23 protein-coding genes, 2 tRNA genes and 1 riboswitch are annotated in these 24,036 nt (G+C 70.1%); of the genes, 5 read left to right on the plus strand and 20 right to left on the minus strand.

Features of this window, described 5'->3' with window-relative positions; genetic code table 11:
• The 15 genes from EJC77_RS20400 to EJC77_RS11685 form a co-directional block, all read right to left on the minus strand.
• Nucleotides 1–362 (minus strand): hypothetical protein (locus EJC77_RS20400; RefSeq protein WP_476712882.1); only part of this gene is annotated, 362 nt, incomplete at its 3' end.
• A 434-nt stretch (nucleotides 363–796) separates the two neighbouring features.
• Complete coding sequence (locus EJC77_RS11620; protein ID WP_125612786.1) at nucleotides 797–1,618, minus strand: SDR family oxidoreductase; 822 nt, start codon at nucleotides 1,616–1,618, stop codon at nucleotides 797–799.
• Nucleotides 1,615–2,820: an acyl-CoA dehydrogenase family protein gene (locus EJC77_RS11625; RefSeq protein WP_125612788.1), complete on the minus strand. Its 1,206-nt coding sequence runs from the start codon at nucleotides 2,818–2,820 to the stop codon at nucleotides 1,615–1,617. The genes EJC77_RS11620 and EJC77_RS11625 overlap by 4 nt, the downstream gene beginning before the upstream one ends.
• Nucleotides 2,817–5,897 carry a 3-phosphoshikimate 1-carboxyvinyltransferase gene (gene aroA / locus EJC77_RS11630; protein ID WP_205787196.1) on the minus strand — a complete coding sequence of 1,027 codons (3,081 nt, stop codon included), beginning with the start codon at nucleotides 5,895–5,897 and terminating at the stop codon, nucleotides 2,817–2,819. Before aroA ends, EJC77_RS11625 begins: the two co-directional genes overlap by 4 nt.
• 190 nt (nucleotides 5,898–6,087) lie before the next feature.
• Nucleotides 6,088–6,555, minus strand: a complete 468-nt coding sequence (locus tag EJC77_RS11635; protein WP_125612792.1) for a QcrA and Rieske domain-containing protein — start codon at nucleotides 6,553–6,555, stop codon at nucleotides 6,088–6,090.
• A gap of 44 nt (nucleotides 6,556–6,599) precedes the next feature.
• Nucleotides 6,600–8,726: a 3-hydroxyacyl-CoA dehydrogenase NAD-binding domain-containing protein gene (locus tag EJC77_RS11640; RefSeq protein ID WP_125612794.1), complete on the minus strand. Its 2,127-nt coding sequence runs from the start codon at nucleotides 8,724–8,726 to the stop codon at nucleotides 6,600–6,602.
• Nucleotides 8,723–10,024: a thiolase family protein gene (locus EJC77_RS11645; RefSeq protein ID WP_240630172.1), complete on the minus strand. Its 1,302-nt coding sequence runs from the start codon at nucleotides 10,022–10,024 to the stop codon at nucleotides 8,723–8,725. The genes EJC77_RS11640 and EJC77_RS11645 overlap by 4 nt, the downstream gene beginning before the upstream one ends.
• A gap of 79 nt (nucleotides 10,025–10,103) precedes the next feature.
• Nucleotides 10,104–11,486, minus strand: coding sequence for an HRDC domain-containing protein (locus tag EJC77_RS11650; RefSeq protein WP_125612795.1), 1,383 nt, complete (start codon nucleotides 11,484–11,486; stop codon nucleotides 10,104–10,106).
• Nucleotides 11,487–11,530: 44 nt separating this feature from the next.
• On the minus strand, nucleotides 11,531–12,379 hold the full coding sequence (locus EJC77_RS11655) for an alpha/beta hydrolase (protein WP_125612797.1): 849 nt from the start codon (nucleotides 12,377–12,379) through the stop codon (nucleotides 11,531–11,533).
• 152 nt (nucleotides 12,380–12,531) lie between these two features.
• Nucleotides 12,532–13,101 (minus strand): DUF3000 domain-containing protein, encoded by a 570-nt coding sequence (locus EJC77_RS11660; RefSeq protein WP_125612799.1) that lies wholly within the window; start codon nucleotides 13,099–13,101, stop codon nucleotides 12,532–12,534.
• Nucleotides 13,102–13,157: 56 nt separating this feature from the next.
• A complete protein-coding gene (locus tag EJC77_RS11665) occupies nucleotides 13,158–14,240 on the minus strand; it encodes a threonine aldolase family protein (RefSeq protein WP_125612801.1) in 1,083 nt (360 codons plus the stop codon).
• 15 nt (nucleotides 14,241–14,255) lie between these two features.
• Nucleotides 14,256–14,978, minus strand: coding sequence for an SDR family NAD(P)-dependent oxidoreductase (locus tag EJC77_RS11670; protein ID WP_125612803.1), 723 nt, complete (start codon nucleotides 14,976–14,978; stop codon nucleotides 14,256–14,258).
• A gap of 4 nt (nucleotides 14,979–14,982) precedes the next feature.
• A complete protein-coding gene (locus EJC77_RS11675; RefSeq protein ID WP_240630175.1) occupies nucleotides 14,983–16,407 on the minus strand; it encodes a DUF6421 family protein in 1,425 nt (474 codons plus the stop codon).
• 179 nt (nucleotides 16,408–16,586) lie between these two features.
• Nucleotides 16,587–17,054 (minus strand): peptide-methionine (R)-S-oxide reductase MsrB, encoded by a 468-nt coding sequence (gene msrB, locus EJC77_RS11680; RefSeq protein WP_125612805.1) that lies wholly within the window; start codon nucleotides 17,052–17,054, stop codon nucleotides 16,587–16,589.
• Between the two features lie 14 nt (nucleotides 17,055–17,068).
• Nucleotides 17,069–17,560, minus strand: a complete 492-nt coding sequence (locus tag EJC77_RS11685; protein ID WP_125612807.1) for a hypothetical protein — start codon at nucleotides 17,558–17,560, stop codon at nucleotides 17,069–17,071.
• Between the two features lie 50 nt (nucleotides 17,561–17,610).
• Between EJC77_RS11685 and EJC77_RS11690 the strand changes: the two genes are divergently transcribed.
• On the plus strand, nucleotides 17,611–18,840 hold the full coding sequence (locus EJC77_RS11690; protein ID WP_125612809.1) for an alpha/beta hydrolase family protein: 1,230 nt from the start codon (nucleotides 17,611–17,613) through the stop codon (nucleotides 18,838–18,840).
• A gap of 220 nt (nucleotides 18,841–19,060) precedes the next feature.
• Here the strand turns inward: EJC77_RS11690 and ybaK are convergent, their stop codons facing one another.
• Genes ybaK through EJC77_RS11705 form a run of 3 tightly spaced genes read right to left on the minus strand, consistent with a single transcriptional unit; the run spans nucleotide 19,061 to nucleotide 20,984 of the window.
• Nucleotides 19,061–19,552, minus strand: coding sequence for a Cys-tRNA(Pro) deacylase (gene ybaK, locus EJC77_RS11695; protein ID WP_125612811.1), 492 nt, complete (start codon nucleotides 19,550–19,552; stop codon nucleotides 19,061–19,063).
• A 7-nt stretch (nucleotides 19,553–19,559) separates the two neighbouring features.
• Nucleotides 19,560–20,018 carry a SufE family protein gene (locus EJC77_RS11700; protein ID WP_125612813.1) on the minus strand — a complete coding sequence of 153 codons (459 nt, stop codon included), beginning with the start codon at nucleotides 20,016–20,018 and terminating at the stop codon, nucleotides 19,560–19,562.
• A 45-nt stretch (nucleotides 20,019–20,063) separates the two neighbouring features.
• The gene (locus tag EJC77_RS11705; protein ID WP_125612815.1) at nucleotides 20,064–20,984 is read right to left on the minus strand and encodes a sulfurtransferase; all 921 of its coding nucleotides are present in this window, start codon (nucleotides 20,982–20,984) and stop codon (nucleotides 20,064–20,066) included.
• A 199-nt stretch (nucleotides 20,985–21,183) separates the two neighbouring features.
• Here EJC77_RS11705 and zapE point away from each other — a divergent pair, with 199 nt between their 5' ends.
• The 4 genes from zapE to vapC all read left to right on the plus strand — a co-directional run bounded on the left by zapE (nucleotide 21,184) and on the right by vapC (nucleotide 23,663).
• Nucleotides 21,184–22,245 (plus strand): cell division protein ZapE, encoded by a 1,062-nt coding sequence (gene zapE, locus EJC77_RS11710; protein ID WP_125612817.1) that lies wholly within the window; start codon nucleotides 21,184–21,186, stop codon nucleotides 22,243–22,245.
• A 320-nt stretch (nucleotides 22,246–22,565) separates the two neighbouring features.
• Nucleotides 22,566–22,636, plus strand: a riboswitch (guanidine-III (ykkC-III) riboswitch).
• Nucleotides 22,637–22,647: 11 nt separating this feature from the next.
• A complete protein-coding gene (locus EJC77_RS11715; protein ID WP_125612819.1) occupies nucleotides 22,648–22,962 on the plus strand; it encodes a DMT family transporter in 315 nt (104 codons plus the stop codon).
• 81 nt (nucleotides 22,963–23,043) lie between these two features.
• Nucleotides 23,044–23,256: a type II toxin-antitoxin system VapB family antitoxin gene (locus tag EJC77_RS11720; protein WP_125612821.1), complete on the plus strand. Its 213-nt coding sequence runs from the start codon at nucleotides 23,044–23,046 to the stop codon at nucleotides 23,254–23,256.
• Nucleotides 23,253–23,663, plus strand: coding sequence for a type II toxin-antitoxin system VapC family toxin (vapC, locus tag EJC77_RS11725; protein ID WP_125612823.1), 411 nt, complete (start codon nucleotides 23,253–23,255; stop codon nucleotides 23,661–23,663). The genes EJC77_RS11720 and vapC overlap by 4 nt, the downstream gene beginning before the upstream one ends.
• Nucleotides 23,664–23,828: 165 nt before the next feature.
• Here vapC and EJC77_RS11730 read toward each other — a convergent pair.
• A tRNA-Val gene (locus tag EJC77_RS11730) sits at nucleotides 23,829–23,903 on the minus strand.
• Between the two features lie 60 nt (nucleotides 23,904–23,963).
• A tRNA-Gly gene (locus EJC77_RS11735) sits at nucleotides 23,964–24,035 on the minus strand.
• Nucleotide 24,036 lies beyond the last annotated feature (1 nt).

The raw sequence follows: 24,036 nt of genomic DNA on the forward strand, positions 1-24,036 counted from the left end.
CCCGCGGTGGAGCCCTCGGCACTTGTGCCGAAACCCGTACCGGCGGCGGTTGTCGCGGTGGTGGCGGCCTCCTCGGCTTCGTGCCGGGCCCGGGTGGCCGTGGCGCGCGCCGTCCGGGCGTCGTTGGCCAGCCCGGCCGCCACCACCCCCGCCTGCCGCACCTCATACGAGTCCTCGGCCGCGTGTTTGGCCAGCGCCATCCGAGCCATCAACGCCGCCTCGGCCCGGTCGCTCGCAGCGTCCGCCCGCTGCCCCAGCTCCTGCGCCACCCGCTCCGCGGTCGCCGCCTCGACAACCAGCGCCCGGGCGCAGTCGAACACGACTGGCCCCAGCGCCGTCACCGCCCCGACCGCGGCCAACACCGACGCGCACTCGCCAGCCCAGCCAGGAAGACCAGGACCAGGCGGAGACGATCCGGTGGGAACTGTGTCGCCGTCCTGCAAGACCGGGCCATTGGTGGGTGCCGTCGGGTCGGACACGGTTGACGCCCGAGGCCGCCGGACAGTGGCGCCGGGAGCATCGATACCCGGCGCGGCGGCCATGCCACCACACTGCGAGTCGAACTCGGGAACCATTGCCGCCACCACCCCTCCCGATGCCTGTCCAGGTGGTCGAATCCAACACCGGATGCGACCGGATCCAAGACTAGAACAAGCCGCCGACAACACCAGTGGCTATTCGAATCCTGTGGGAAACTCCGCCCCCGCTACCGCCTGTGGAGGGAGGGAAAACGCTCCCCGCCCGCCCGACCGCCGTCGTCCTTGACAGGCAACGGCGGTCAGGCAACGGCGCAAGGCTACCCCCGGGTGGGCCGTTCCGGCAGGCTCACGGGATCGCCGGTCTGGTGATAGTACGGTGCCGCGGCGATGGTCATGCCGCCGTCGACCACCAGCGTCTGGCCGGTCATGTACGCGGAGGCCGGGGAGAGCAGGAACTCGATCGCGTTGGCCATGTCCGCCACGGTGCCCGGCCGGCCCAGCGGGATGGTCTCCAGCACGCGCTCCATCGGCGCCATCCCCGGCATCGAGTAGAAGTAGTCGAGCGAATCCGACTCGATCAGCCCGCCGTTGACGCCGTTGACGTTGATGCCGTACCCGGCGAACTCGACGGCCATGAACCGGATGAACGACTCCACGGCCGCCTTGTACGAACCCAGCACCGCATAGGTCGCGAACCCCCGCATGCTGCCGTAGCTGGTGATGGCCACGATGCGCCCGCCGTCGTCCATCAGCTTCACGGCCTCCTGCGCGCCGAGCACGAACGGCCGCAAATTTGTGGCATACGACCGGTCCAGATGGTGCGGCTTGAGGTCGACGATCTTCTTGAACGCCGCGGCCGCCGCATTGTTGACGTAGAAATCGAGCCGGCCATACGTGTCCGCGACGGCGTCAAACAGCCGGGTGATATCGGCCGGGTCCTCGACATCGGCCTGGACGGCGATCGCGGAGCCGCCGAGTCGCTTGGCCTCCATGACGACGGCGTCGGCCAGTTCCGCGTTCTTGCGGTAGTTGACGACGACGGCGGCGCCCTCGGCGGCCAGCTGCAGGGCCAGGTGCCGCCCGATGCCGCGCGACGATCCCGTGATGAGGGCGATCTTTCCGTCGTACTTGCCGCTCAATGGGTCTCCCGTTCCGTGGCCGCCGCTCGGGCGAAGATGTCCTTGGCGATCACCGTTTTCTGAATCTCGTTCGTGCCCTCCTCGAAGCGCTGGGCGCGGGCGTCCCGGTACACGCGCTCGATCGCCTCCGACTTCCAGTAGCCCAGTCCGCCATGGACCTGCAGGGCCTTGTCGGTGACCCGGGTGAGCATGTCCACGGCGGTCAGCTTGGCCATGGAGGACAACGCCGGGGCCCGGTCCGCGCCGGCCTCCCATTCGGCGGCCGCGTGCATGACCAGGGCCCGGGCCGCCTCGATGTCGGCGGCGTTCTCGGCCAGCATGAACGCGATGGCCTGCCGGGCGGCGATCGGCTTGCCGAACGTCACGCGTTGCCGGGCATACCCGATGGCAAGTTGTTGGGCCCGTTCGGCCAGGCCCACGCAACTCATGGCGACGGAGATCCGGCTCGGGGTCAGGAACCCGCCCAGGGCGATCTTCAGCCCGTCGCCCTCCGCGCCCAGCCGCTGGTCGACGGGGACGGGGGTGTCCGTGAACGTCAGCCGGGCATGGTCCGTGCCGCGCACGCCCATGGTGTTGGATGTGTCCTCCACGGTGACCCCGGGCGAGTCGCGGGCCACCAGCAGTCCCACGGTGCCATCCTTGCCGTGGCTTCCCTCGAGGCGGGCGAACAGCAGCCAGTAGTCGCAGTTCACGCCGAACGTGATCAGGTGCTTGGTGCCATTGAGGTAATAGGTGTCCCCGTCACGGCGGACCGTGGTGGAGATGTCCGCGCCGCTCCCGTTCCCCGGCTCGGTCAGCGTGAAGGCGACCGTGATGTCCCCGGCCACGGACGGCACGATGTACTTGGCGCGCTGTTCGGGCGTGGCGTGCGGGTTCATCGACCGCCACGTCCCGTTGACCACGTGGACGATCATCCGGATGGACGCGTGCGAGCGGGAGAACACCTCCATCAGCCCCATCCACTGGGTGAACCCGAGCCCGCCCCCGCCCAGCTCGCGCGGCGCCGCCAGGCCCAGGAAGCCGCGCTCCTTCAGTTCGGCGCGCAATTCGGCGGGGACGGTGCCGGTGGCCTCGATCCGTTCCGACCAGGCCTCGCCGGGCCCCTCCACCCAGGCGGTCACGGCGGCGAAGAGCCGGGCGTAGGTGGCGGGGTCGACGACGGCGCCGCGTCCGTCTAGGCGGGCAAGCTGTTCCACGGTCATCGTTGTTCGTCCTTGTCCTTGTCCGGCGCAAACACTGGTCGAGGCTCGCTGGTCTGCGGCGTCAATCGGGCCGCGCGTTCGCGCAGCACGAACTTCTGCACCTTTCCGACCGCGTTGCGGGGGATCTGGTCCACCAGCTCGAGCCGTTCCGGCCAGTAGTGCTTGCTGACCTCGTGGCCGTCCAGGAAGGCCTGCAGCCCGGCGAAGTCAAGGTCCGTGCCCGGCTTCAACCGGGCGAACGCGCAGGCCCGTTCACCCAGGCGCGGGTCCGGCATGGCGACGATGGCCACGTCCGCGATGGCCGGGTGCGTGTGCAGGAGCTGCTCGATCTCGGAGACGGGCAGTTTCTCCCCGCCGCGGTTGATGATGTCCCTGACCCGGCCGGTGATGCGCAGGAAGCCGTCGTCGTCAATGGTGGCCAGGTCGCCGGTGCGGTACCAGCGGTCCGCCGTGAACGTCTCGCCCTCAAGGTCCGGACGGTCCAGGTAGCCGTCGAACACGGTGGCGCTGGAGATCTCCAGGTTGCCCTCGGCGCCGGGCGGCAGCAGCAGGCCGTCGTCGTCGCTGATGCGCAGCCGGACGCCCGGAAGGGCCCGCCCGTCGGTGCCCCATGCCTTGGCGGGCGGGTCGGACGGCGAGGACAACGCGCCGAGGCCGGTCTCCGTGGTGCCGAAGGCGCCGCAGACGGCAGCCCCCAGGACGCGGGTGGCGCGCTCGGCCAGCGACCGGGGGACCGCCGCGCCGGTGACGACGAAGACGCGCAGCCGCGCGGGCGGCGGGGCGCCACCCTCGACGGCGTTCACGAGGTCGGTGAGGAACGGGGTGGCCGCCTGGACGAACGTCCCCTCCCAATGGTGGAGCACGTCCAGGGCGCGTCCGGCGTCCCAGACGCTTTGCACGATCTGCGGCACACCCAGCGTGAACGCAAGCCACATGCCGTACAGGAACCCGGTCTGGTGGGCCAGCGGGGACGGGATGTACACCGTGTCCGTGGCGTCCAGGCCGAGTTGCCGCGCCGCCAGCATCGCGGCCCGGGAGAGCCGGCGGTGGGTGTGGATGACACCCTTGGGCGGCCCTGACGTGCCGGAGGTCAGCAGCAGCTGCGCCGCATCGTCCGGCCGCGGGGCGCGGGCGTCGATGGCGGCCCGGTCGACGACGACGGACGCCCGGGCCTGGTGCCAGGCGGCCCACTGCACGGGCCCGTGCCCCGTGCCGTGCGGCATCAGCCGCGGCGTGCCCGGGGTGCCGTGGACCACGAACACGTGCTCCACCAGGATGCCGGCCAGCCCGGGGTCCCGCCCGGCTGCCGCGGCCTCGAGCAGCCGGGCCGTCTCGTCGGCGTGCTGGCGGCCGCGGAAGTTGTCCGCGACGATCAGGATGCGGGCCCCGGAGCGTTGCAGGGCGTAGGCCACCTCGCGTTCGCGGAAGATCGGCATGATCGGGCAGATGACCGCCCCGATCCGCATGGCCGCCGCCGCGATGACCACGAACTGGCGCCAGTTGGGCAGTTGCACGGCGATGCGGTCCCCGCGTTGCACGCCAACGTCGAGGAAGAGGGCCGCGGCGTGATCCACGGACTCGTCCAGGGCGGTCCAGCTCATGTGCGCGGTGGTGTCCCAACGGGCGTCGACGACGGCCAGCGCGTGGGGTTTCTCGGCCGCCCAGCGCCGGATCCAGTCCGAGGCGGTGACTTCTCCGGCGGCGTCGGCGGCCCCCAGCGCGGCGGCCTCGCGGGCGGAACTTTCCCGCAGCGCGGCCACGGCCCCGAGCGGCGTGCGGTGGCCGCGGGCCGGCCCCTGCTCGATCTGCATGTCCAGTCCCAGGGTTTGCATGGCGTCGAGGAACATCGGGTAGGAGATCCGGTACGCGTTCGGGTATGTCAACGCCGACCGTCCCTCCGCGGCGGTGGCGGCCACGGCGAGCGACATGAGCACCCGGTGGTCGTTGAAGGAGGACAGGTGCGCGCTGGCCAGCCGCGGCACACCCCGAACGCGCAGGTCCGACCCGTCAAGGCTGACCGACGCGCCCATCGAATTGAGCTGCAGCATGGAGACGACGCGGTCGGACTCCTTCAGCCGGACATGCTCGACGTTGTGGAACACGCTTTCGCCGTCCGCCAGGGCCGCCATGGCCGAGAGCACCGGAAGCATGTCCGGCACGCTACGGCAATCCACCTCCACCGGGTTGAGCCGCATCCCGCTGTGCCGCACGCGCACGCCGTCGGCCTCGGGGTCGTAGGCCATGGGCAGGCCCATGGCGGTGACGATGTCCAACAACTCGGATTCGGGATGGTCGGCCCCGTCGGAGCTGGTGCGCCGCAGGCCGCGCAGCAGGATGTCCGCGGGGTGCAGGCCGCCGACGGCCAGGCCGAACGCGGCGGAGCCGATGTCCGGCGGCAGCGTCAGGTCGGTGGGGCGCGGCAACTGGTTCGGCGGGATGCGGAATCGTCGCCCGTCGGCGGACACGTCCACGACCAGGCCGAACTGGCGCATCATGCGCACCGTCAGCTCCACGTAGGTGTGCTCATTGAGCGGTCCGTTGACGACGACGGTCGTCTCGTCGAGCGCGAACGGCGCGGTGAGCAGCAGCCCGGACACCCATTGGGACAGGGTGCCGGCGATGTGCACGACCCCACCGGTGGGCCGGCGCGCCTTGACGGCGATGGGAGGGCAGTCGGTGGGCGAGTAGGCCTCGACGCCGAGCTGGCGCAGGGCCGCCAGCAGTGGGCCGATCGGCCGGCGCTGGAAGTATTTCTGGCCGGTGACGGTCACGTCCCGGTCGGCCAGGGCGGCGAGGCCGGCCATGAAGTACAAGGTGGTGCCGGAACTGCCGGCGGAGATGGTGTCCGAGTGGGCGTGGTACGGGCCGCCATGGACGATGAACGTGTCCTTGTCGATGTCGATCCGGGTGCCGAGGGAGCGCAGCAACGACACGGTGTATTGCACGTGCCGGGCGTCGCTGAGGCCGCGGATGTGGCTGGTGCCCGGGGCCAGCGAGGCGAGAATCAGGGCCCGGTGGGCGTGGTATTTCGAATTGGGGACCTGGACACTTCCACGGACGAGGTCGGTTGTTCCCACGACGGACAAATGCACAATTCACACCCGATTCCCATAAATATTCCCGGCCCCGGAATTCCGGAACCGCCAATTGATGAAATCAATCGATGAAGCGTATTTATTGAAATTACCCTGTCCACCCCTTTACCGAGGTGACGTCCGCCAGCCTACGCGATCCAACCGTCGAACGGGAGGATTGCCCACGTGCCGTTTAGACGCTGACCGTGATCCAGTCCCCGTCGATCGCCGCCGCGTAGCGTTCCAGCGGCTGTTTTGCCGGCCCGACGACGACCGTGCCGTCGGAGGCGTTGAAGGTCGACCCGTGGCACGGGCAGACGAACTGGGCACCCTGCGCGCCGACGGCGCAGCCGGCGTGCGTGCATTTGGCGTTGTACGCCAGCACCGTCTTGGCGTCCGGGCGGAACACGAGCACGTTGACGCCGTTGGCCGTGCCCGTGGCACTCTGGCCGACGGGCACGTCCGTGACCTTGCCGACGCGCACCGGCGCGCCGCCCGAGGGGACGGCGGACGGGCTGGGGGACGCGGCGCCGCCGGCCTCCTTGGAGTCCGCCGGGGCGCCGCCGCTGCAGCCGGCCAGGGCCAGCGCGCAGGCGGCGCCCGTGGCGGCAGTGGAGGCGCGCAGGACGGAACGGCGGGTCAGGGAGGGCTCGGCACTCATGAATCGATCCTTCCATCGCAGGCTGGGCGAAACATGGGAGCGCGCTACGCGGTGTGGAAGCGCTTGCCGTTGACCCGCTCGGAGGCGCCCACACGGTCCAGGTACGGCGTGATGCCGCCCAGGTGCATCGGCCAGCCGGCGCCAAGGATCATGCACAGGTCGATGTCCTCCGGTCCGGCCACCACGCCCTCGTCGAGCATGAGCCCGATTTCCTCGGCCAGCGCGTCCTGCGTCTTCGCCAGCAGTTCCGCCGACGTCGACGGCGTGTTGCCGAATGCCAGCAGCGCCAGCGTGTCGGCCGGGATGGACGCGGAACCGTCGTCGCCGGTGGCCCACAAGGCCTTGATCCCGGCGTCGACCAGCTTCTGCTGGTTCGCCGAGACGTGGAACCGGTCGCCGAAGGCGGCCTGCAGCGACTCGGTGACATGCTGGGCCACCGGCACCCCGACCATGGCGAGCAGCGTGAACGGCGTCATCGGCAGGCCCATGGGGCGCAGCGCGTTGTCCGCCACATGTGCGTCGGTGCCCTCGTCGAAGGCCTTCGAGATCTCCGCCATGAGCCGCAGCAGCACGCGGTTGACGACGAACGCGGCCGCGTCCTTGACGAGCACCGCCGTCTTGCGCAGCGCCTTGGCCGTGGCGAACGCGGTGGCGAGCACGGCGTCGTCGGTCTTGGGCGCCCGCACGATCTCCAGCAGCGGCATGACGGCCACCGGGTTGAAGAAGTGGAAGCCCACCACGCGTTCGGGATGCCGCAGGTCCTCGGCCATGGCCGTCACGGACAGCGACGACGTGTTCGTGGCCAGGATGCATTCGGGCGAGACGATGGCCTCGACCTCGGCGAACACCTGCTTCTTCACGGCCAGTTCCTCGAACACGGCCTCGATGACGAAGTCGGCATCGGCGAACGCCTCCTTCGACACGGAACCGGACACGAGCGCCTTTGTCCGGTTGGCCGCGTCCTGGCTGATCCGGCCCAAGGCCAGCAGCCTGTCGACCTCGGCGTGCACGTGGCCCACGCCCTTGTCCACGCGCGCCTGGTCGACGTCGGTCATGACGACCGGGACCGTGAGCTGACGGGCGAACACGAGTGCCAGCTGGCCGGCCATCAGCCCGGCGCCGACCACGCCGACCTTCGTCACGGGCCTGGCCAGCAACGGATCGGGCGCACCGGCCGGCACCTTGGCGCGCTTCTGCACCAGGTCCAAGAACGCGTACACCGTGGAGCGGAACTCGTCGGTGTGGATCAACTCGCCCAGCGCGGCATCCTCCGCGGCGAAGGATTCGGCCTTCGTGAAGGTCTTGCCCCGCTCCAACAGGTCGATGACGCGGGCCGGGGCCGGGGCGGCGTTGGACGTCTTCGCCTCGACGAACGCGCGAGCGCCGGCCACGGCGGCGTCCCAGGCGGCGCCGGCGGCCGCGGAGAGCGGTTCGACGACGGCGTTGGGCCGTTCCACGGTGACCGTGCCGGCGAGCACCCCGGCGGCCCAGGCCAGCGACTGCTCGAGGAAATCGGCCGGCTCAAACAGGGCGTCGGCGATGCCGAGCTTGTACGCGGCCGGGCCGCTGAGCGTGCGGTTGTTGGACAGCGGGTTCTCGATCATGACCTTCACGGCGTTGGCCGGGCCGATCAGCCGGGGGAGCAGGTACACGCCACCCCAGCCGGGCACCAGGCCGAGGAACGCCTCGGGCAGGGCGAGCGCGCCGGCCCCCGTCGATACGGTGCGGTAGGTGGCGTTGAGCGCGATCTCGAGCCCGCCGCCCAACGCCATGCCGTTGATGAACACGAAGCTCGGCACGCCGAGCGTGTTCAGCGTCGTGTAGACGTCGTGGCCGAGCCGGGCCATCTGGACGCCGGCATCGGCGCCGTCGAGCGCCTTGATGGCGGACAGGTCGGCGCCGGCGGCCAGGAAGTACGGCTTGCCGGTGACCCCGACGGCGACAATCTCGCCGCGCGCGGCCCGCGCGCGTTGCGCCTCCAGCACGGTGCCCAGCTCGACGAGCGTGTTGGGGCCCAGCGTGGTGGGGCGGCGCCGGTCCAAGCCGTTGTCCAGCGTGATCAGGGCAATGGTGCCCGTGTCCCCGGGCAGGGCCACGTCCTGGACATAGGAATGCGTCACGACCTCGTTCGGCAGCTGGTCGGCGAGCTGTTGGAAATCCCGGGCGCTCATGCGGCGCTCCCTTCGGTGGTTGAGCCTTCGGTGGTTGAGCTTGTCGAAACCGAGCCTGTCGAGACCCGGATCTCGACAGGCTCGATCACCGGCTCAACCACCGTCCAGTGCGGGTTCTCCCAGATGACGGTGGCCCCCATGCCGAGGCCGATGCACATGGTCGTGATGCCGTACCGCACGGACGGGGCCGCCGCGAATTGGCTGGCGAGCTGGGTCATCAGGCGCACGCCGGAGGAGGCCAGGGGATGCCCGACGGCGATCGCCCCGCCATAGCGGTTGACGCGCGGGTCGTCGTCTGCGATGCCGTAGTGGTCCAGGAAGGAGAGCACCTGCACGGCGAACGCCTCGTTGATTTCGATCAGGCCGATGTCGTCGATGGACAGCCCGGCCAGGCGCAGCGCCTTCTCGGTGGCGGGGACCGGGCCGATGCCCATGACCTCGGGCTCGACGCCGGCGAACGCGTACGTGACCAGGCGCATCTTCACGGCCAGGCCGAGTTCCGCGGCGGCCTCGGCCGAGGCCAGCAGCGACACCGTGGCACCGTCGTTCAGGCCGGCCGCATTGCCGGCCGTCACGCGGCCGTGGGCGCGGAATGGGGTGCGCAGGCCGGCCAGGCCGGCCATGGTCGTGCCCGGCCGCGGCGGTTCGTCCACCGAGGCCACGGACCAGCCCTGCCCCGGCTTCAACGTCGCCACGGGGACGAGGTCCGGCTGGATGAGGCCCCGTGCGTAGGCGCCGGCCAGCCTGGCCTGGCTGGCCACGGCGTACGCGTCGGCGCGCTCCTTCGTGATGGCCGGGAACCGGTCGTGCAGGTTCTCGGCCGTGTTGCCCATGTTCAGCGCCGCCGGGTCGACCAGGCGTTCGGCCAGGAAGCGCGGGTTCGGGTCGGTGCCGGAGCCCATCGGGTGGTGGCCCATATGCTCGACGCCGCCGGCCAGCACCACGTCGTAGGCGCCGATGCCGATGCCCGAGGCCGTGGTCGTCACGGCCGTCATGGCGCCGGCACACATGCGGTCGATGGCGAATCCCGGCACGGACCTGGGCAGCCCGGCCAGCAGGGCCGCGGTGCGGCCGATCGTCAGTCCCTGGTCGCCGGTCTGCGTGGTCGCGGCGATCGCCACCTCGTCCACGCGTTCCGGGGGCAGCGATGGGTTGCGCCGCATGAGTTCACGGATGCACTTGACCACCAGGTCATCGGCCCGGGTGTCCGCGTAGATCCCCGACTCGCCGGCCCTGCCAAAGGGGGTGCGGACGCCGTCGACGAACACGACGTCCCTGATCTGCCGGTTCAGGCTCACCTGGAACTCCTCACACGAGACACGGATACGCTGACACCGATGGTGTCACACGTCATGTTACTCATGAGTAACTTTGAGTTCAAGGAAGGGCCCGGGCGTCCATCGGCTTGGGCTCCTTGGCCGGCAGCGGCTCCGGGTGCAGCAGGGCGTCGGTCAGCACGGCCGCCGTCTTCCCGACCTGCCACGGCCGGGCGCCGAGGTCCGCGAGCGCCGCCGACACCGATTCGACAGTGATGGGCGCCGGTGGGTGCCAGCACAGCCGGCGCAGGTAGTCGGGCGTGAGCAGGTTCTCCGCCGGGATGGTCAGCTCGGTGGAGAGCGCCGCCAGCCGGTTGCGGGCCGTCGCCAGCCGCTCGGCGGCCGTGAGGTCGCGGTCGGCCCACGCGCGCGGCGGCGGGGGGGCGTCGTTGGGCAGGTGCATGGGCGGCAGGTCGTCGGTGCCGCGGGCCGTCTGCAGGGCACGCAGCCAGCGCGGCGCGTCGCGTTTGGCGGCGCGACCGTGGAACCCGGGCAGGTTCAGCAGGTCCGGCACGGTCGTGGGCATGGCCTTGGCGGCCGCGATGATGGCGGAATCGGGGATGAGCCGGCCCGGGGCGATGTCCCGCTTCTCCGCCAGCGCGTCACGGGCGAGCCACAGCTCGCGCACCGCGGCGAGCTGGCCGCGGTTGCGGAGGGTGTGCGCGCCGTGCGTGCGCCGCCACGGATCGACCCGTGGTTCGGCCGGGCCGGCCGCCACGAGCGCCGCGAACTCCTGCCGGGCGTATTCGAGCTTGCCGGTGGACTCGAGCAGCTCGAGCATCTCCTCCTCGAGCTCGGCCAGCACCTCCACGTCGAGGGCCGCGTAGCGCAGCCACGCCTCGGGCAGTGGCCGGGTGGACCAGTCCGCGGCCGAGTGTTCCTTGGCCAGGCTGTAGCCGAGCAGTGACTCGATGACGGCGCCCAGCCCCACGCGGGGCAGCCCGGCGATGCGTGCGGCCAGCTCGGTGTCGAAGAGCGACGACGGCCACATGCCCAGTTCCGACAGGCACGGCAGGTCCTGGCTGGCGGCGTGCAGGATCCATTCCACGCCGTCCAGCGCGTCGTTGATGATGGCGAGGTCGTCGAACGGTTCCGGGTCGATGAGCCAGGTGCCCGCGTCCTCGCGCCGGATCTGCACGAGGAAGGCCCGTTGCCCGTACCGGTAGCCGGAGGCCCGTTCGGTGTCGATGGCGGCCGATCCCCGCCCGGCCGCCAGTGCCGCCGCGCAGCGTTCCAGCCCGGATTGCGTGGCGATGACCGACGGCAGCCCGTCCCGCGGCGTGTCGAGGGCGACGACGTCGGGAAGTTCCGACAAGTCCACGGGGACGCCGTCCACGATGACCTGGGCCGGCGGCGCCTCGAGGACCTGGACCGGAGGCGCGCCCCCCGTCGACGACTTGCGGGTCCGCGCGCGGGTGTGGCTGTCAGTTGAATGGCTGGTCATGATGGTTCCATTCTAGCGAGCGGCCCATCCGCCGCCGGCCCGCCCTACGGCGCCGGGTTCCTGGCCAGGAAGTCCAGCGCCTTTTCGGCCACGTCGGCCCAGCCGGCGTCGATCACCAGCGAATGGCCCCGGCCCGGGATCTTGACGATCTCCGTCACGCCCGGGTTTTTCTTCTGCAGGTGGTAGGTGGCATTGGCGACGGCCCACGGCACGGTGTGGTCCTCCTCGCCCGATATGACCAGCAGGGGGCCACGGTCCGGGTTCCTGGTGTCGGCGCTGGCCTCGGTGCGGGGGAACAGGTTCTCGAACGCCGCCTGGAACAGCGGCAGGCCGGAGCCGGGCACCGGGAAGAGCTCGTACAATTCATGGGCTTCGGCCTCTGGCACGGCGTTCGCGAACGCGTACCGGAACTCCTTCTCCGTGAGCATCACCTGGCGGCGGCGGTTCGCCGGGTTGGCGATGACCGGCGAGGCCGCCTTCAACGAGGAGAGGGGCAAGGGCAGGACGCCGCGCACGGGGGCGGGGTCGATGGCCACCGACGCCGTGGCCAGCCCCATCCCGGCAAGCTTTTGGGTGATCAGGCCGCCGAACGAGTGACCTATCAGCACCGGCTTCCGGTCGAGGTGGCCGATGATGTCCACGAAATGGTCGGTGATCGCGCCAATCGATTTCCCGGCGAACACCCCGGGAATCCTGCGGGCCTCCTCCACCGTCTCGGGATCGTCCGGCCAACCCGGTGCCAGTGTGCTGAAGCCGCGCTCCTGGAAGAGGGTGCGCCACGCCTCCCAGCTGCCCGGCAGCAGCCACAATCCGTGCACGAACACGACCGGCTGTTTCCCCGAGGCATTGGCGCGGTCTATTTCCGCCTGCTCGCGGCTGGTGATGACTGACATCGCATGCTCCTCACGGACGGTGTCCACGGCACGGGAGGTCCACGACACAGCAGACAGGGTGATCGACCCATGTGACAACGACATTAGTCCGCCCACGGCCAGGCAGCCAGACCAGACAGCCAGACCGGGCGCGGGGCTCGCGCCCCCGGGCCTCAGTGCCGGCGGCGCTGGGCCAGCGCCGTGACGCCCTCGGGCAGCGGCGGCAGTCCGGCGAACGAGCACACCATGTCGCTCCACGCCTCCAGGTGGGCCCTGACCTCGGGACCGTGCGGGGTCCAGGACGCGCGCAGTTCCAGGTCGATGGTGTCGGGCCGGGTGTCCAGCGCCCCGAAACTTTCCGACAGGATGCGCGTGGCCGTGCCGCCGGTGTTGCGGTGCACGGCGCCGCGGGTCTCGAGCGCCTCGACAAGCCACGTCCACGCCACATTGCCCAGCAGCGTGTCGTTGCCCATGTCGGCGTCGAGCTCGGCGCGGATGTACGTGACGATCCGGAACGTGCCCTCCCACAGGTCAGAGCCGTCGGGATCGTGCAGCAGGATGAAACGACCGGTGGCGAGTTCGTCGCCGTCGCTCATGACCTCCGCGCCCAGGGCGACCGCGAACGGTGCCAGCCGGGACGGGGCCGGGACTTCGGCCAGGCGCAGCTCCGGGCGCGGGCGGGCCGCGCGCAGCGAGCTGAGCGCCGCCAGGAACTCCACGGGAACGTTGGCTAGGGTGCTCACGTTCGAAGATTATGCGGGTCGGGCCGGATTCCCGGGCAGGCGCGCCGCAGGGAACCTCAGGCGCCGACCTCGCGGCGGATGGCCGCCGCGAACGCGTCGATGTCGGCCTCCGTCGTGTCGAACGAGCACATCCAGCGCACCTCACGGGCGGCGGCGTCCCAGTCGTAGAACCGGAAGTCGGCGCGCAACCGGTCGGCCACGCCCGCCGGCAGCACGGCGAACACGCCGTTGGACTCCGTGGCCTGGGTGGCGTGCACGCTCGGCAGTGCATCGACGGCGGCGCGCAGCTTCGCGGCCATCGCGTTGGCGTGCCCGGCCGAGCGCAGCCACAGGTCGTCCTCGAGCAGGGCCAGCAGCTGGGCGGAGATGAAGCGCATCTTCGAGGACAGCTGCATGTCCATCTTGCGCAGGTACTTCAGCCCGTCGGCGGCCTCCGGGGCCAACGCGACGACGGCCTCGCCGTACATGGCGCCGTTCTTCGTCCCGCCGAACGACAGCACGTCGACGCCGGCGTCGGAGGTGAACTCGCGCACCGGCACGTCCAGGAACGCGGCCGCGTTGGCCAGCCGGGAGCCGTCCATGTGCACCTTCATGCCCAGCCCGTGCGCGTGCCCGGTGATGGCGCGGACCTCGGCGGGCGTGTAACAGGTGCCCAGCTCGGTGGTCTGGGTGATGGACACGGCCAGCGGCTGGGCGCGGTGCTCGTCGCCGAAGCCCCAGGCCTCCTTGTCGATGAGCTCGGGCGTGAGCTTGCCGTCGGCCGTCGGCACGGGCAGCAGCTTCAGGCCGCCGACGCGTTCCGGCGCGCCGTTCTCGTCCGTGTTGATGTGGGCGGTCGCGGCGCAGACCACGGCGCCCCAGCGCGGCAGCAGCGACTGCAGGCCCACCACGTTGGCGCCGGTGCCGTTGAACACGGGGAACGCCTCGACCCGGGTGCCGAACAGCTCACCCATCACCTCGCCGAGGCGCCGCGTGTAGACGTCCTCGCCGTAGGCGACCTGGTGGCCGTCGTTGGCCGCGGCCAGCGCGGCCAGCACCTCCGGATGGACACCCGAATAGTTGTCCGAGGCGAAACCGCGCACGGCCGGGTCGTGCAGCCGGGTCGACGTGGTGGAGCTGGGGTTCGTGCCGGAAGTCACGTGCGTGTGCCGCCTTTAGAGAATCATGCGCCGGCCGTTGAGCTCGTGCGCGTCGGTGTCGGGGGAGAAAAGACTAACCACAGTTTGCCCCAGCACCGACACATCGGTGAAACCGGGGAATTTGCGCTCGGGCGCGGCGGCGCGCATGGCGTCGTCGACGAGTGCCTTGACCACCAGTACGACGGCGGCGCCGCGGCCCGGGTGCCCGTCGTCGCCCGGTTGGGCCAAGCCATTGGCGACGGCGCCCAGCCATGTTTCGGCGGCCGCCTTCGCCGTGGCGTAGTTGGCGTTGCCGGGTGTCGGGTCGGTGACGGATGTGGACGACACGATGGCCACCCGGCCGCGGGCGGACGCCACGAGGTCCGGGTAGAACGTGCGCGTCGTGTTGCGCAGCGTCGTCACGACGTTCCTGTGCAGGAAGTCCCAGTCGGCGTCCGACTGGGCGGCCAGGTCCGCCCCGCCGCGCCAGCCGCCGACCAGGTGGATGAGCCCGTCGATGGGCCCGTGGTCGCGGTGGACGGCCGCGGCCAGCCTCTCCACTGCGGCCGGGTCGGCCAGGTCGGCGACGGCCGGCACAGCGCCGCCGGCGGCCTGCGCGGCGACCCGGATGCGGGTGTCGTCGGAGCCCACCGTTACCACGCGCAGGCCCGCCGTCACCAGGGCCCGTGAGACGGCGACGCCGGCGGCGCTGCTGCCGCCTGCGATCAGCACCAGCGGCTGGACCGAATCGGGTTCCATCGGGCTAGGCCGTGTGGGGGAGGGCCGTGTGGTCGAGGTCGCTGGATCCGGTGATGCCGGACGTCGACTCGATGACGCCGGCCATCTTCTTGGACAGGGCCTCGTAGAACATGGACAGCGGGAACTCGTCGTCCATGACCTGGTCGGTGACCTCGCGCAGCGCACCGGTCAACGGCAGCGCATCGGGGCCCTTCGCCCAGACCGAGGCCGGGTGCGGGGTGAGCGTGGCGGAGACCAGGTCGTAGGCGGCAAGCCAGTGCGCCAGCTTCGGCCGGTCGATCGAACGCCAGTACAGGTCCTCGATGGCCTGTCCCAGCGCCATGACGACCTCGGGGACGTCCGCCCAGTCGATGGCCAGCTTCGTGTCGGTCCAGTGCAGCACGCGGTGCTGGTGCAGCCAGGCGAACAGCAACTGGCCGCCCAGGCCGTCGTAGTTGCGCACGCGGGAGCCGGTGATGGCGAAGCGGAAGATGCGGTCGAAGATCACCGCGTACTGGACCAGCTTGGCCTGCTTGCGCGCCTCGGGAGAGGCCGACTCGTCATGCTCGACGGCGACCGACTCGCGGTAGGCGGTCAGGTCGCAGCGCAGCTCCTCGAGCGAGTACAGGAAGTACGGCATGCGCTGCTTGATCATGAACGGGTCGAACGGCAGGTCCCCGCGCATGTGGGTGCGGTCGTGGATGAGGTCCCACATGACGAACGTCTCCTGCGTGAGGGCCTGGTCGTCGATCAGCGCGGCCGCATCCTCGGGCAGGTCCAGGCTCGTGACGTCGGCGGCGGCGCGCAGCACGCGGCGGAACCGGGCGGCCTCGCGGTCCTGGAAGATGGCGCCCCACGTGAACGTCGGGGTCTCGCGCACGGCCACGCTCTCGGGGAACAGCACGGCGGAGTTCGTGTCGTAGCCGGGGGTGAAGTCGACGAAGCGCAGCGGCACGAACAGCTTGTTCGAGTAGTTGCCGGCCTCCAGTTCGCCGATGAACTCGGGCCAGATGACCTCCACGAGCACGGCCTCGACCAAGCGCGAGGTGGAGCCGTTTTGCGTGTACATGGGGAACACGACCAGGTGGCCCAGGTCGTTGGTCCGGTGCTCCTGGGGCGCGAACGCCAGCAGGGAGTCGAGGAAGTCGGGCACGCCCAGGCCGGTGTCGGCCCAGCGGGTGAAGTCGGCGACGAGCAGGCGCAGGTACTCGGCGTCGTGCGGGAAGTGCGGGGCCAGGGTCTCGATGGATGCGACGATCTGGCCGATCAGCGCGCGGGCGGCTTCGTGGTCGGCCGGTTCTGGCACAGAACCGTCCTTGACCTGCAGGCCCTGCAGTTCGGTGGCCGCCTGCTTCAGGGCCAGCCAGGCCGGATCGTGGGCCAGGCCGGCCGTAACGGTGCGACCGGCGTCGTGGCGGACATCGCCTGCGGGGGAGAGGGTGGTGACCATGGTGTGCACGTCCTTTGCTGGGAAAGTGGGCGGACTCGCCGGGATTGTGACGAGCGTACCAATGAAACAGCAAAACTTACGTGAAAAATTCCCCAGCATAAGCAACTCTCATGCTTGCGTTCGACCGGAACCGATCGGTGCAGAAGCGTTGGGCGTGCTTGGGTCCCCCGCGGGCCGCGTCAGGCGCCGGCTGTATCGTCGCCCGTATTGTCGGCTGTATTGTGGCCGACCGTACCCGGGCGCAGGCGCAGCGAGATGGAGTTGATGCAGAACCGCTGGTCGGTGGGCGTATCGTAGCCCTCGCCCTCGAACAGGTGGCCCAGGTGTGAATCGCAGGCCGCGCAGCGCACCTCGACCCGCGCCATGCCCAGCGACGAATCGTGCAGGTAGCGCACGGTACCCTCGGCCAGCGGAGCGAAGAACGACGGCCAGCCGCAGTGCGACTCGAATTTCTCCCGGGAGGTGAACAACTCGGCGCCGCAGGCTCGGCAGGCGTACACGCCCTCCTGCGTGGAGTCCCAGTACTCGCCGGTGAACGGGCGCTCCGTGCCGGCGCGGCGCAGCACGGCGAACTCGTCGGCGGTCAGCTCGCGCCGCCAGTCGGCATCGGTTTTCGTGGTGGGCACGGTTTCGTTGTTGTCTCTCATGTGGTCGTTAACGCCTACGAGTCGCCAATGAATCCCGACCCCGCATACAGGTGCAGGACGGGCAGGCCGAGCTTGCGCTGGGCCTGGTTGGCCCAGTCCCGGCGGAACGTGTCCGCCACGGCGTGCGGCCGGGTGACCACCACGGCCTGCCGGGCCCCGGCGCCGGTGACCCGGGCAACCAGGGCGGCAACGGCGTCGTGCTCCACCACTTCGCCGGTCACCCTGGCACCGGCGGCGCGCAACACCCGCAGCGACTCCTCCAGCGTGTGCGCCGCCTCGGCCCGCTTGGCCTCCGGATCGGGACGCTCGCGCAGTTCGCGCAGTGCCCCGGGCAGGTCCAGCATGGTCAACTGGTCGACGACGTCGACGAACAGGTTCCGGTGGATGTCCGCGGACACGAGCACGACCAGCTCGACGTCGTCGTCCGGGCCATACAGGTCCGTGATGTTCTCCGCATCCGTGGGGACCAGTGGTTCTTCGGTCAGGATGATGATCGAGTCGCTCATGCCATAAGCATAGGGCCACGGGCACGCGGCGTGTGGGGCAAAATGGTGCCATGGAGACTTCGGCGCAACGCACGGGCGGCTGGTTCAAGTGGACGGCACTCGCAACGGGGGCCGCGGCGGCCGGCGTGGCCGCCGTCGTGACGGCCACCTCGGCGCTGGCCGGCTACTTCGCCCGGCGCGTCGTGATCCCGGAGAAGCTGCGGCTGGCGGACGTGCCGGTGCTGGCCGTCATCCCGGACGGCCCGGTGCTGCAGATCGTGCTGCCGGCCACCCCCGACACCACCGTGGCCGGTACATTCGCACTGTACTTCGACAACGGGCGCGCCCACGCGGTCATCGGCCGGATCCTCGCGTACGTGCCGCGCGAGGGCAGCGTCACGCGCGAGGTGCTGCGCGTGGAGGGCGGGGACCTGCGCGCGGCCACGGCCGGCTGGTGGTCCGGCAGCATCCACGCCCACCCCGACGAACTCGGCCTGGACAGCAGCGAGGTCACGCTCAACCTGCCCGGCGGGCCGGCGCCCGCATGGTTCGTGCCCGCCCCCGGCGCCCTGCCCACGTGGGCCATCATGGTGCACGGTCGCGGCGGCACGCGGGCGGAGGGGCTGCGGGCCGTGCAGGTCGCGCACCGGCTCGGCATGAATTCGCTGCTCATCTCCTACCGCAACGACCCGGAGGCGCACGCCGCCGCCGACGGCCGGTACGGGCTGGGCCTGACCGAATGGGAGGACGTGGACGTCGCCATCGACCATGCGCTGGCCCACGGTGCGCGCGACGTCGTGTTGATCGGGTACTCGATGGGCGGGGCGATCTGCCTGCAGGTCGCCGATCGCGGGCGCAACCGCGGCCGTGTCCTCGCCTTGGTGCTGGACGCGCCCGTCATCGACTGGGTCGATGTCCTGGCCTTCCAGGCCAAGCTCAACCGCATTCCGGAGCGCGTGGGCCGGTACGGGCAGTTCATGCTCAGCCACCCGCTCGGGCGGCGCATCACCGGCCTGGCCGCGCCCGTGGACCTGAAGAGCACGGACTGGGTGAGCCGGGCCGTCGAGCTGCGCACCCCCACCCTGGCCATCCACAGCGTCGACGACGACTTCGTCCCCTTCGGGCCCACGGCCGAACTGGCCCGGCGGAACCCGGAGATGGTCACGTTCGAGCCGTTCAGCAAGGCCGGCCACGCCAAGGAGTGGAACGTGGAACCGGAACGGTGGGAGCGGGTGGTGGCGGATTGGCTGCGTCCCCGGCTGGGCCGCTACACGCTGCCGCGCGAGCACACCGGTGGTTGAGCCGGTGGTTGAGCCTGTCGAAACCCCAGGTCTCGACAAGCTCGACCGCCGGTGGTTGAGCCTGTCGAAACCCCAGGTCTCGACAAGCTCGACTGCCGGTGGTTGAGCTTGTCGAAACCCCGGATCTCGCTCCCCAGCCGCTCCCCGGCCTCGCAAGCTCGGTCGGGGCCCCGCGCGGCCGTGGCCCCAGGCTCGATCACCGCTACGGGCTCGATCGCCGCTACGGGTTGCCGATATTGGCCGTGAGGGCGTCCGTCAGCCGGAGGAGGTCGGCGGGGGCCAGTTCGACGTCAAAGCCGCGCCGCCCACCCGAGACGAAGATCGTCTCGAACGCCAGGGCGGATTCGTCGACGACCGTGGGGGAGTGCTGGCGCTGCCCGAGCGGCGAGATGCCGCCGAGCACGTAGCCGGTGCGGCGCTGGGCCGCGGCGGGGTCGGCCATGGCCGCCTTCTTGTGCCCGAGCGCGTGGGCCAGCGCCTTCAGGTCCAGGGAGCCGCTGACCGGAACGACGGCAACGGCCAGGGTGCCGTCGACGTCGGCCATGAGCGTCTTGAAAACCCGGCCCGGGTCGATGCCCAGCACCTCGGCCGCCTCCAGGCCGTAGCTGGGTGCCGCCGGGTCATGGGCGTAGGCGTGCGCCGTGAACGGGACGCCGGCCGCCGCCAGTGCGACGGTGGCCGGCGTCCCGCCCGCGGTCCTGCCTTTCGCCATCCGGTCCTCAGGCGGCCGGGCGCAGTCCGCCGGCGATCTTGCGCTTGATCCGGCCGAGCATGGCGGACATGCCGCGCATGCGCAACGGCGACACGGCCCGGGTCAGGCCCAGCAGTTCCGGCATGTCGTCGGGCACGGCCAGGATCTCGGCGGCACTCAACCCGTCCAGCCCGGCGTGCAGCACGGACGCGAAACCACGCGTGGTGGGTGCCTCCGGGGGCGCCTGGAAGTACAGCCGCACGATGTCGCCGTCGTCGGTCTTCTCCGCCTCCACCGTGACGAACAACGGCGACTGGCACTCGAGGACCTGTTCGAGCAGCTCCGGGTGGTTCGCGAAACGCTCCGGCAGCGGCGGCAGGTCGCGGGAGAATTCCAGCAGCAGCTGCAACCGCTCGCGCTCCGGCAGGTCCTGGAAGTCCTTGACGATCTCCGCCAGCCCCGCGGGCAATGCTTGTGTAGTACTCATCGAGTTAAGCGTACGTTGCTTTCAACACTTTCGGTTCGCCGCTTGTCAGTTCGACGCCGGCCATTCGCCGCGTTCGGTGCCCTTGGCGATCGGGACGCGCACGGAGTTGCCCCACTCGGTCCAGGAACCGTCATAGTTGCGGACCGTGTCGAAGCCCAGCAGGTACTTCAGCGCGAACCAGGTGTGGCTGGACCGCTCGCCGATGCGGCAGTACGCCACGACGTCGTCGCCCTCCTTGAGGCCGGCCTCGCCCAGGTACAGGGCCTCAAGCTCCGCCCGGCTGCGGTAGGTGCCGTCCGCGGCGGCCGCGCGGGCCCACGGGATCGACGCCGCGGTCGGGATGTGGCCGCCACGCAGCGTGCCCTCCTGCGGGTAGGCGGGCATGTGGGTGCGCTCGCCCGAATACTCCTCGGGGGATCGGACGTCGATCAACGGCTTGCCCAGGTGGGCCAGCACGTCCTCCTTGTAGGCCCGGATCGGGGCGTCGTTGCGCTCCACGACCGGGTAGCCGGCGGACGGGGTGACGTTCGTGGCGTCGGTGGTCAGCTCACGGCCCTCGGCGATCCACTTGTCGCGGCCGCCGTCCAGCAGGCGGACGTCTTCGTGGCCGAACAGCGTGAAGACCCACAGCGCGTACGCGGCCCACCAGTTCGACTTGTCCCCGTAGACGATGACGGTCGTGTCGCGGGAGATGCCCTTGGCGGCGGCCAGCTCGGCGAAGGCGGCACCGTCGATGTAGTCGCGGGCGACGTCGTCGTTCAGGTCGGTGTGCCAGTCGATCTTCACGGCGCCGGGGATGTGCCCGGTCTCGTAGAGGAGCACGTCCTCGTCGGATTCGACGACGACGATGCTGCCGTTGCCCGCGGCCCCGTCAGCCAGCGCGGCGGCCAGCCAGTCGGTGGACACGAGCCGCTCCGGGTGGGCGTAGGCGGCGAACTTTTCATTGGTTTCTGCAGCAACAGGCATGTGTACTCGCTTCGGGTTGGGGGCCGTTGCCGGTCGCAACGGTGGCTTGGCTTCCTCAACAGCGTAACGATTGGGGCGGTGGAATCCTTCCGACCGTTAACGTGACGCAATATGCGGGCGGTATTGTTGGAACAGCCCGCGGCGCATCTCGTGCGGGCGCAGCTGATTCCCCTCCACGCATGATAAGGACCCGACGGCCTTGGTAAAGATCGAGCAACTCTCCACCCGCAGGCCGTCGGTATCGGTGGAGGAACTGCTCCGGGGGTTCGTCCCGTCGCCGCGGTTCGGCGACGTGTCATTCGCCGGCTACCGGCCGGATCCGGGCCAGCCGTCGCAGGCGCAGGCCGTCACGGCGCTGGAGGATTTCGGCCGCGGCGTCGGCGGCGCCCCGGCAAAGGGCCTGCGCAAGCTGTTCGCCGGCAGGAACGGCAAGTCCGCGTCCCGGGCCGGCATCTACCTTGACGGCGGCTTCGGAGTGGGCAAAACCCACCTGCTCTCCTCGCTCTGGCATGGCGTGGCCGGGCCGAAGGCCATCGGCACGTTCGTCGAGTACACGAACCTGGTTGGCGCGTTGTCGTTCCGCAAGACCGTCGACGCGCTGAGCCGGTACAAACTGGTCTGCATCGACGAGTTCGAGCTCGATGACCCGGGCGACACGGTGCTCATGTCCCGGCTCATGCGAGAACTGGCCGACGCGGGCGTGAAACTGGCCGCGACGTCGAACACGCTGCCGGGCGCGTTGGGGGAGGGCCGGTTCGCGGCCGTCGACTTCAAGCGGGAGATCCAGGTGCTGGCCGACCAGTTCGACATCCTGCACATCGACGGGGAGGACTTCCGGCACCGCGGCCTGCCCACCCCGCCGGAACCGCTGGCCAACAGCGACCTGGACGCGGCCATGCGGCGCGAATTCGATGGCAGGACCGTCGCCGTCGATGACTTCGCCATACTCGTGGACCACCTGGCCGGCGTCCACCCGTCCAGGTACCGGCAGCTGCTGGACGGGATCGACGCGGTCGTCTGGCGCAATGTGCACACCATCACCGAACAGTCCGTGGCGCTGCGGTTCGTGGTGCTCGCGGACCGGCTGTATGACAAGGATGTGCCGATCCTGGCCAGCGGCGCCCCGCTCGATGAGCTGTTCACGCCCGAGATGATGTCCGGTGGCTACCAGAAGAAGTACTTCCGGGCGGTGTCCCGGCTGACGGCGTTGGCGCGGGAGGCCGCCCCGGATGCGGCCCGGGAGGCCGTGCCCGTCGCTTAAACGCGAAAGGTGCCGGTGCCGCCTCTCGGCGGGACCGGCACCTCTTTTGACGCTTAACTAAAGGCAAGCGGGTGGGGATACTCCCCGGAAGCCTTGTCGACGAAGTCGGAGGTCGTCTTCTAGCTGACGCCCCTGGCCTCGGTCGCGTGGCCCTCGATGAGTTCCTCGGCCTTGCCCTTGATGTCGTCAAAAATAGACAAGTGGCACCTCCCTTCGCTCCGCGGGGCCCATTGCCCCGGACAGACAAGATCTTAATCCCGGCGGGTGGCCCTGCCAAGGGGAATTCGCCCCCGGCGAAATGCCCGGTCCGTGCCCGGCGTGCGATCATGGACGGGCAGCCATGCACCCGGACGAGGTGCGCCGTACCCGGCCAGCGACAAGACGGCGCGTGGAGGGTTTGCCATGTCATGGATTGTCTTGGTCGTGTCCGGAATGCTGGAGGCCGTGTGGGCCACCGCGCTCGGCAAGAGCGCGGGCCTCACCCGGCCCGTGCCGACCGTTGTGTTCGCGCTTTCCCTGGTCGCCAGCATGGGAGGGCTCGCCTGGGCCATGCGGTCGTTGCCGGTCGGCACGTCCTATGCGGTGTGGGTGGGCATCGGGGCGGCGCTCACCGTCGGCTACGCCATGGTCACCGGCACGGAGCCGGTGTCGCTCGTGAAGATCCTGCTGTTGCTGGGCATCGTGGCCTGTGTGGTCGGCCTGAAGCTCGCGCACTAGCATTTCAGGTCTCGATAGGCTCGACCACCGGTTGCGCCGCCGTCGTACACGTCCCGTACACGCGAGGTGTATGGTGCGTGTATGGCCAAGGTGCGCACGAACATCGAGATCGAGGATGACTACGTCCGGGTGATCATGGAGCGCTACGGCGTCCGGACGAAGACCGAGGCCGTCGAGCTGGCCTTGCGACACCTGGCCGGCCAACCGATGAGTCGGGAACAGGCACTGGCCATGCGCGGGGCGCGCGCGATAGCCGATTTGCCTGCTGACGAGGCTCCCCGGGGCGCAGCGTGATCCTGGCTGACACCTCGGCCTGGATCGAGTATGACCGTGCAACCGGAAGCCCGGTGGACGATCGGCTGACCGAGCTGATCGCCACTGACGGTCCGTTGATGGTCACCGAACCGGTGATGATGGAGGTGCTCGCTGGGGCGCGCACGGACGCACAGGAGGACGATTTGCGTCGGCTGTTGTTGCGGGCCGGCCTGCTCCATTTCGACGCAACCACTGACTTCGACGCGGCCACACGGATCTACCGGCGATGCCGCCAAGCCGGGATCACCCCTCGCGGAATGGTCGACTGCATGATCGCTGCGGTGGCTTGGCGTCGAGGAGCCACCGTGCTGGCTTACGACGTGGACCTCGACCGCGTGGCGCAGGTCATCGGCCTTGAACTGGACGATGCTTCACTGCGTGCGTGAACAGCTGTCGACCACCACCTGACCTCGGCGGCTGGCAGGCTCGCGCACTGGCATCTAAGGTCTCGACAGGCTCGACCACCGGTGGTCGAGCCTGGGCCCACAGCCGCGAGGGGCCCCGACCGAGCTTGCGAGGGTGGGGAGCGGCTGGGGAGCGAGACCTGAATTTGGTGGGCGATACTGGGATCGAACCAGTGACCTCTTCCGTGTCAGGGAAGCGCGCTACCGCTGCGCCAATCGCCCNNNGTGCTGCAATGAAAACTGCCGGAACCGTCGGTCCCGGCAGTTTTCATCCATACTGCGAGCGGATGACGAGATTCGAACTCGCGACCCTCACCTTGGCAAGGTGATGCTCTACCACTGAGCCACATCCGCA

Origin of the sequence: Specibacter cremeus, from assembly GCF_003946885.1 — a bacterium.
In the GTDB taxonomy this organism is placed as follows: Bacteria; Actinomycetota; Actinomycetes; order Actinomycetales; family Micrococcaceae; genus Specibacter; species Specibacter cremeus.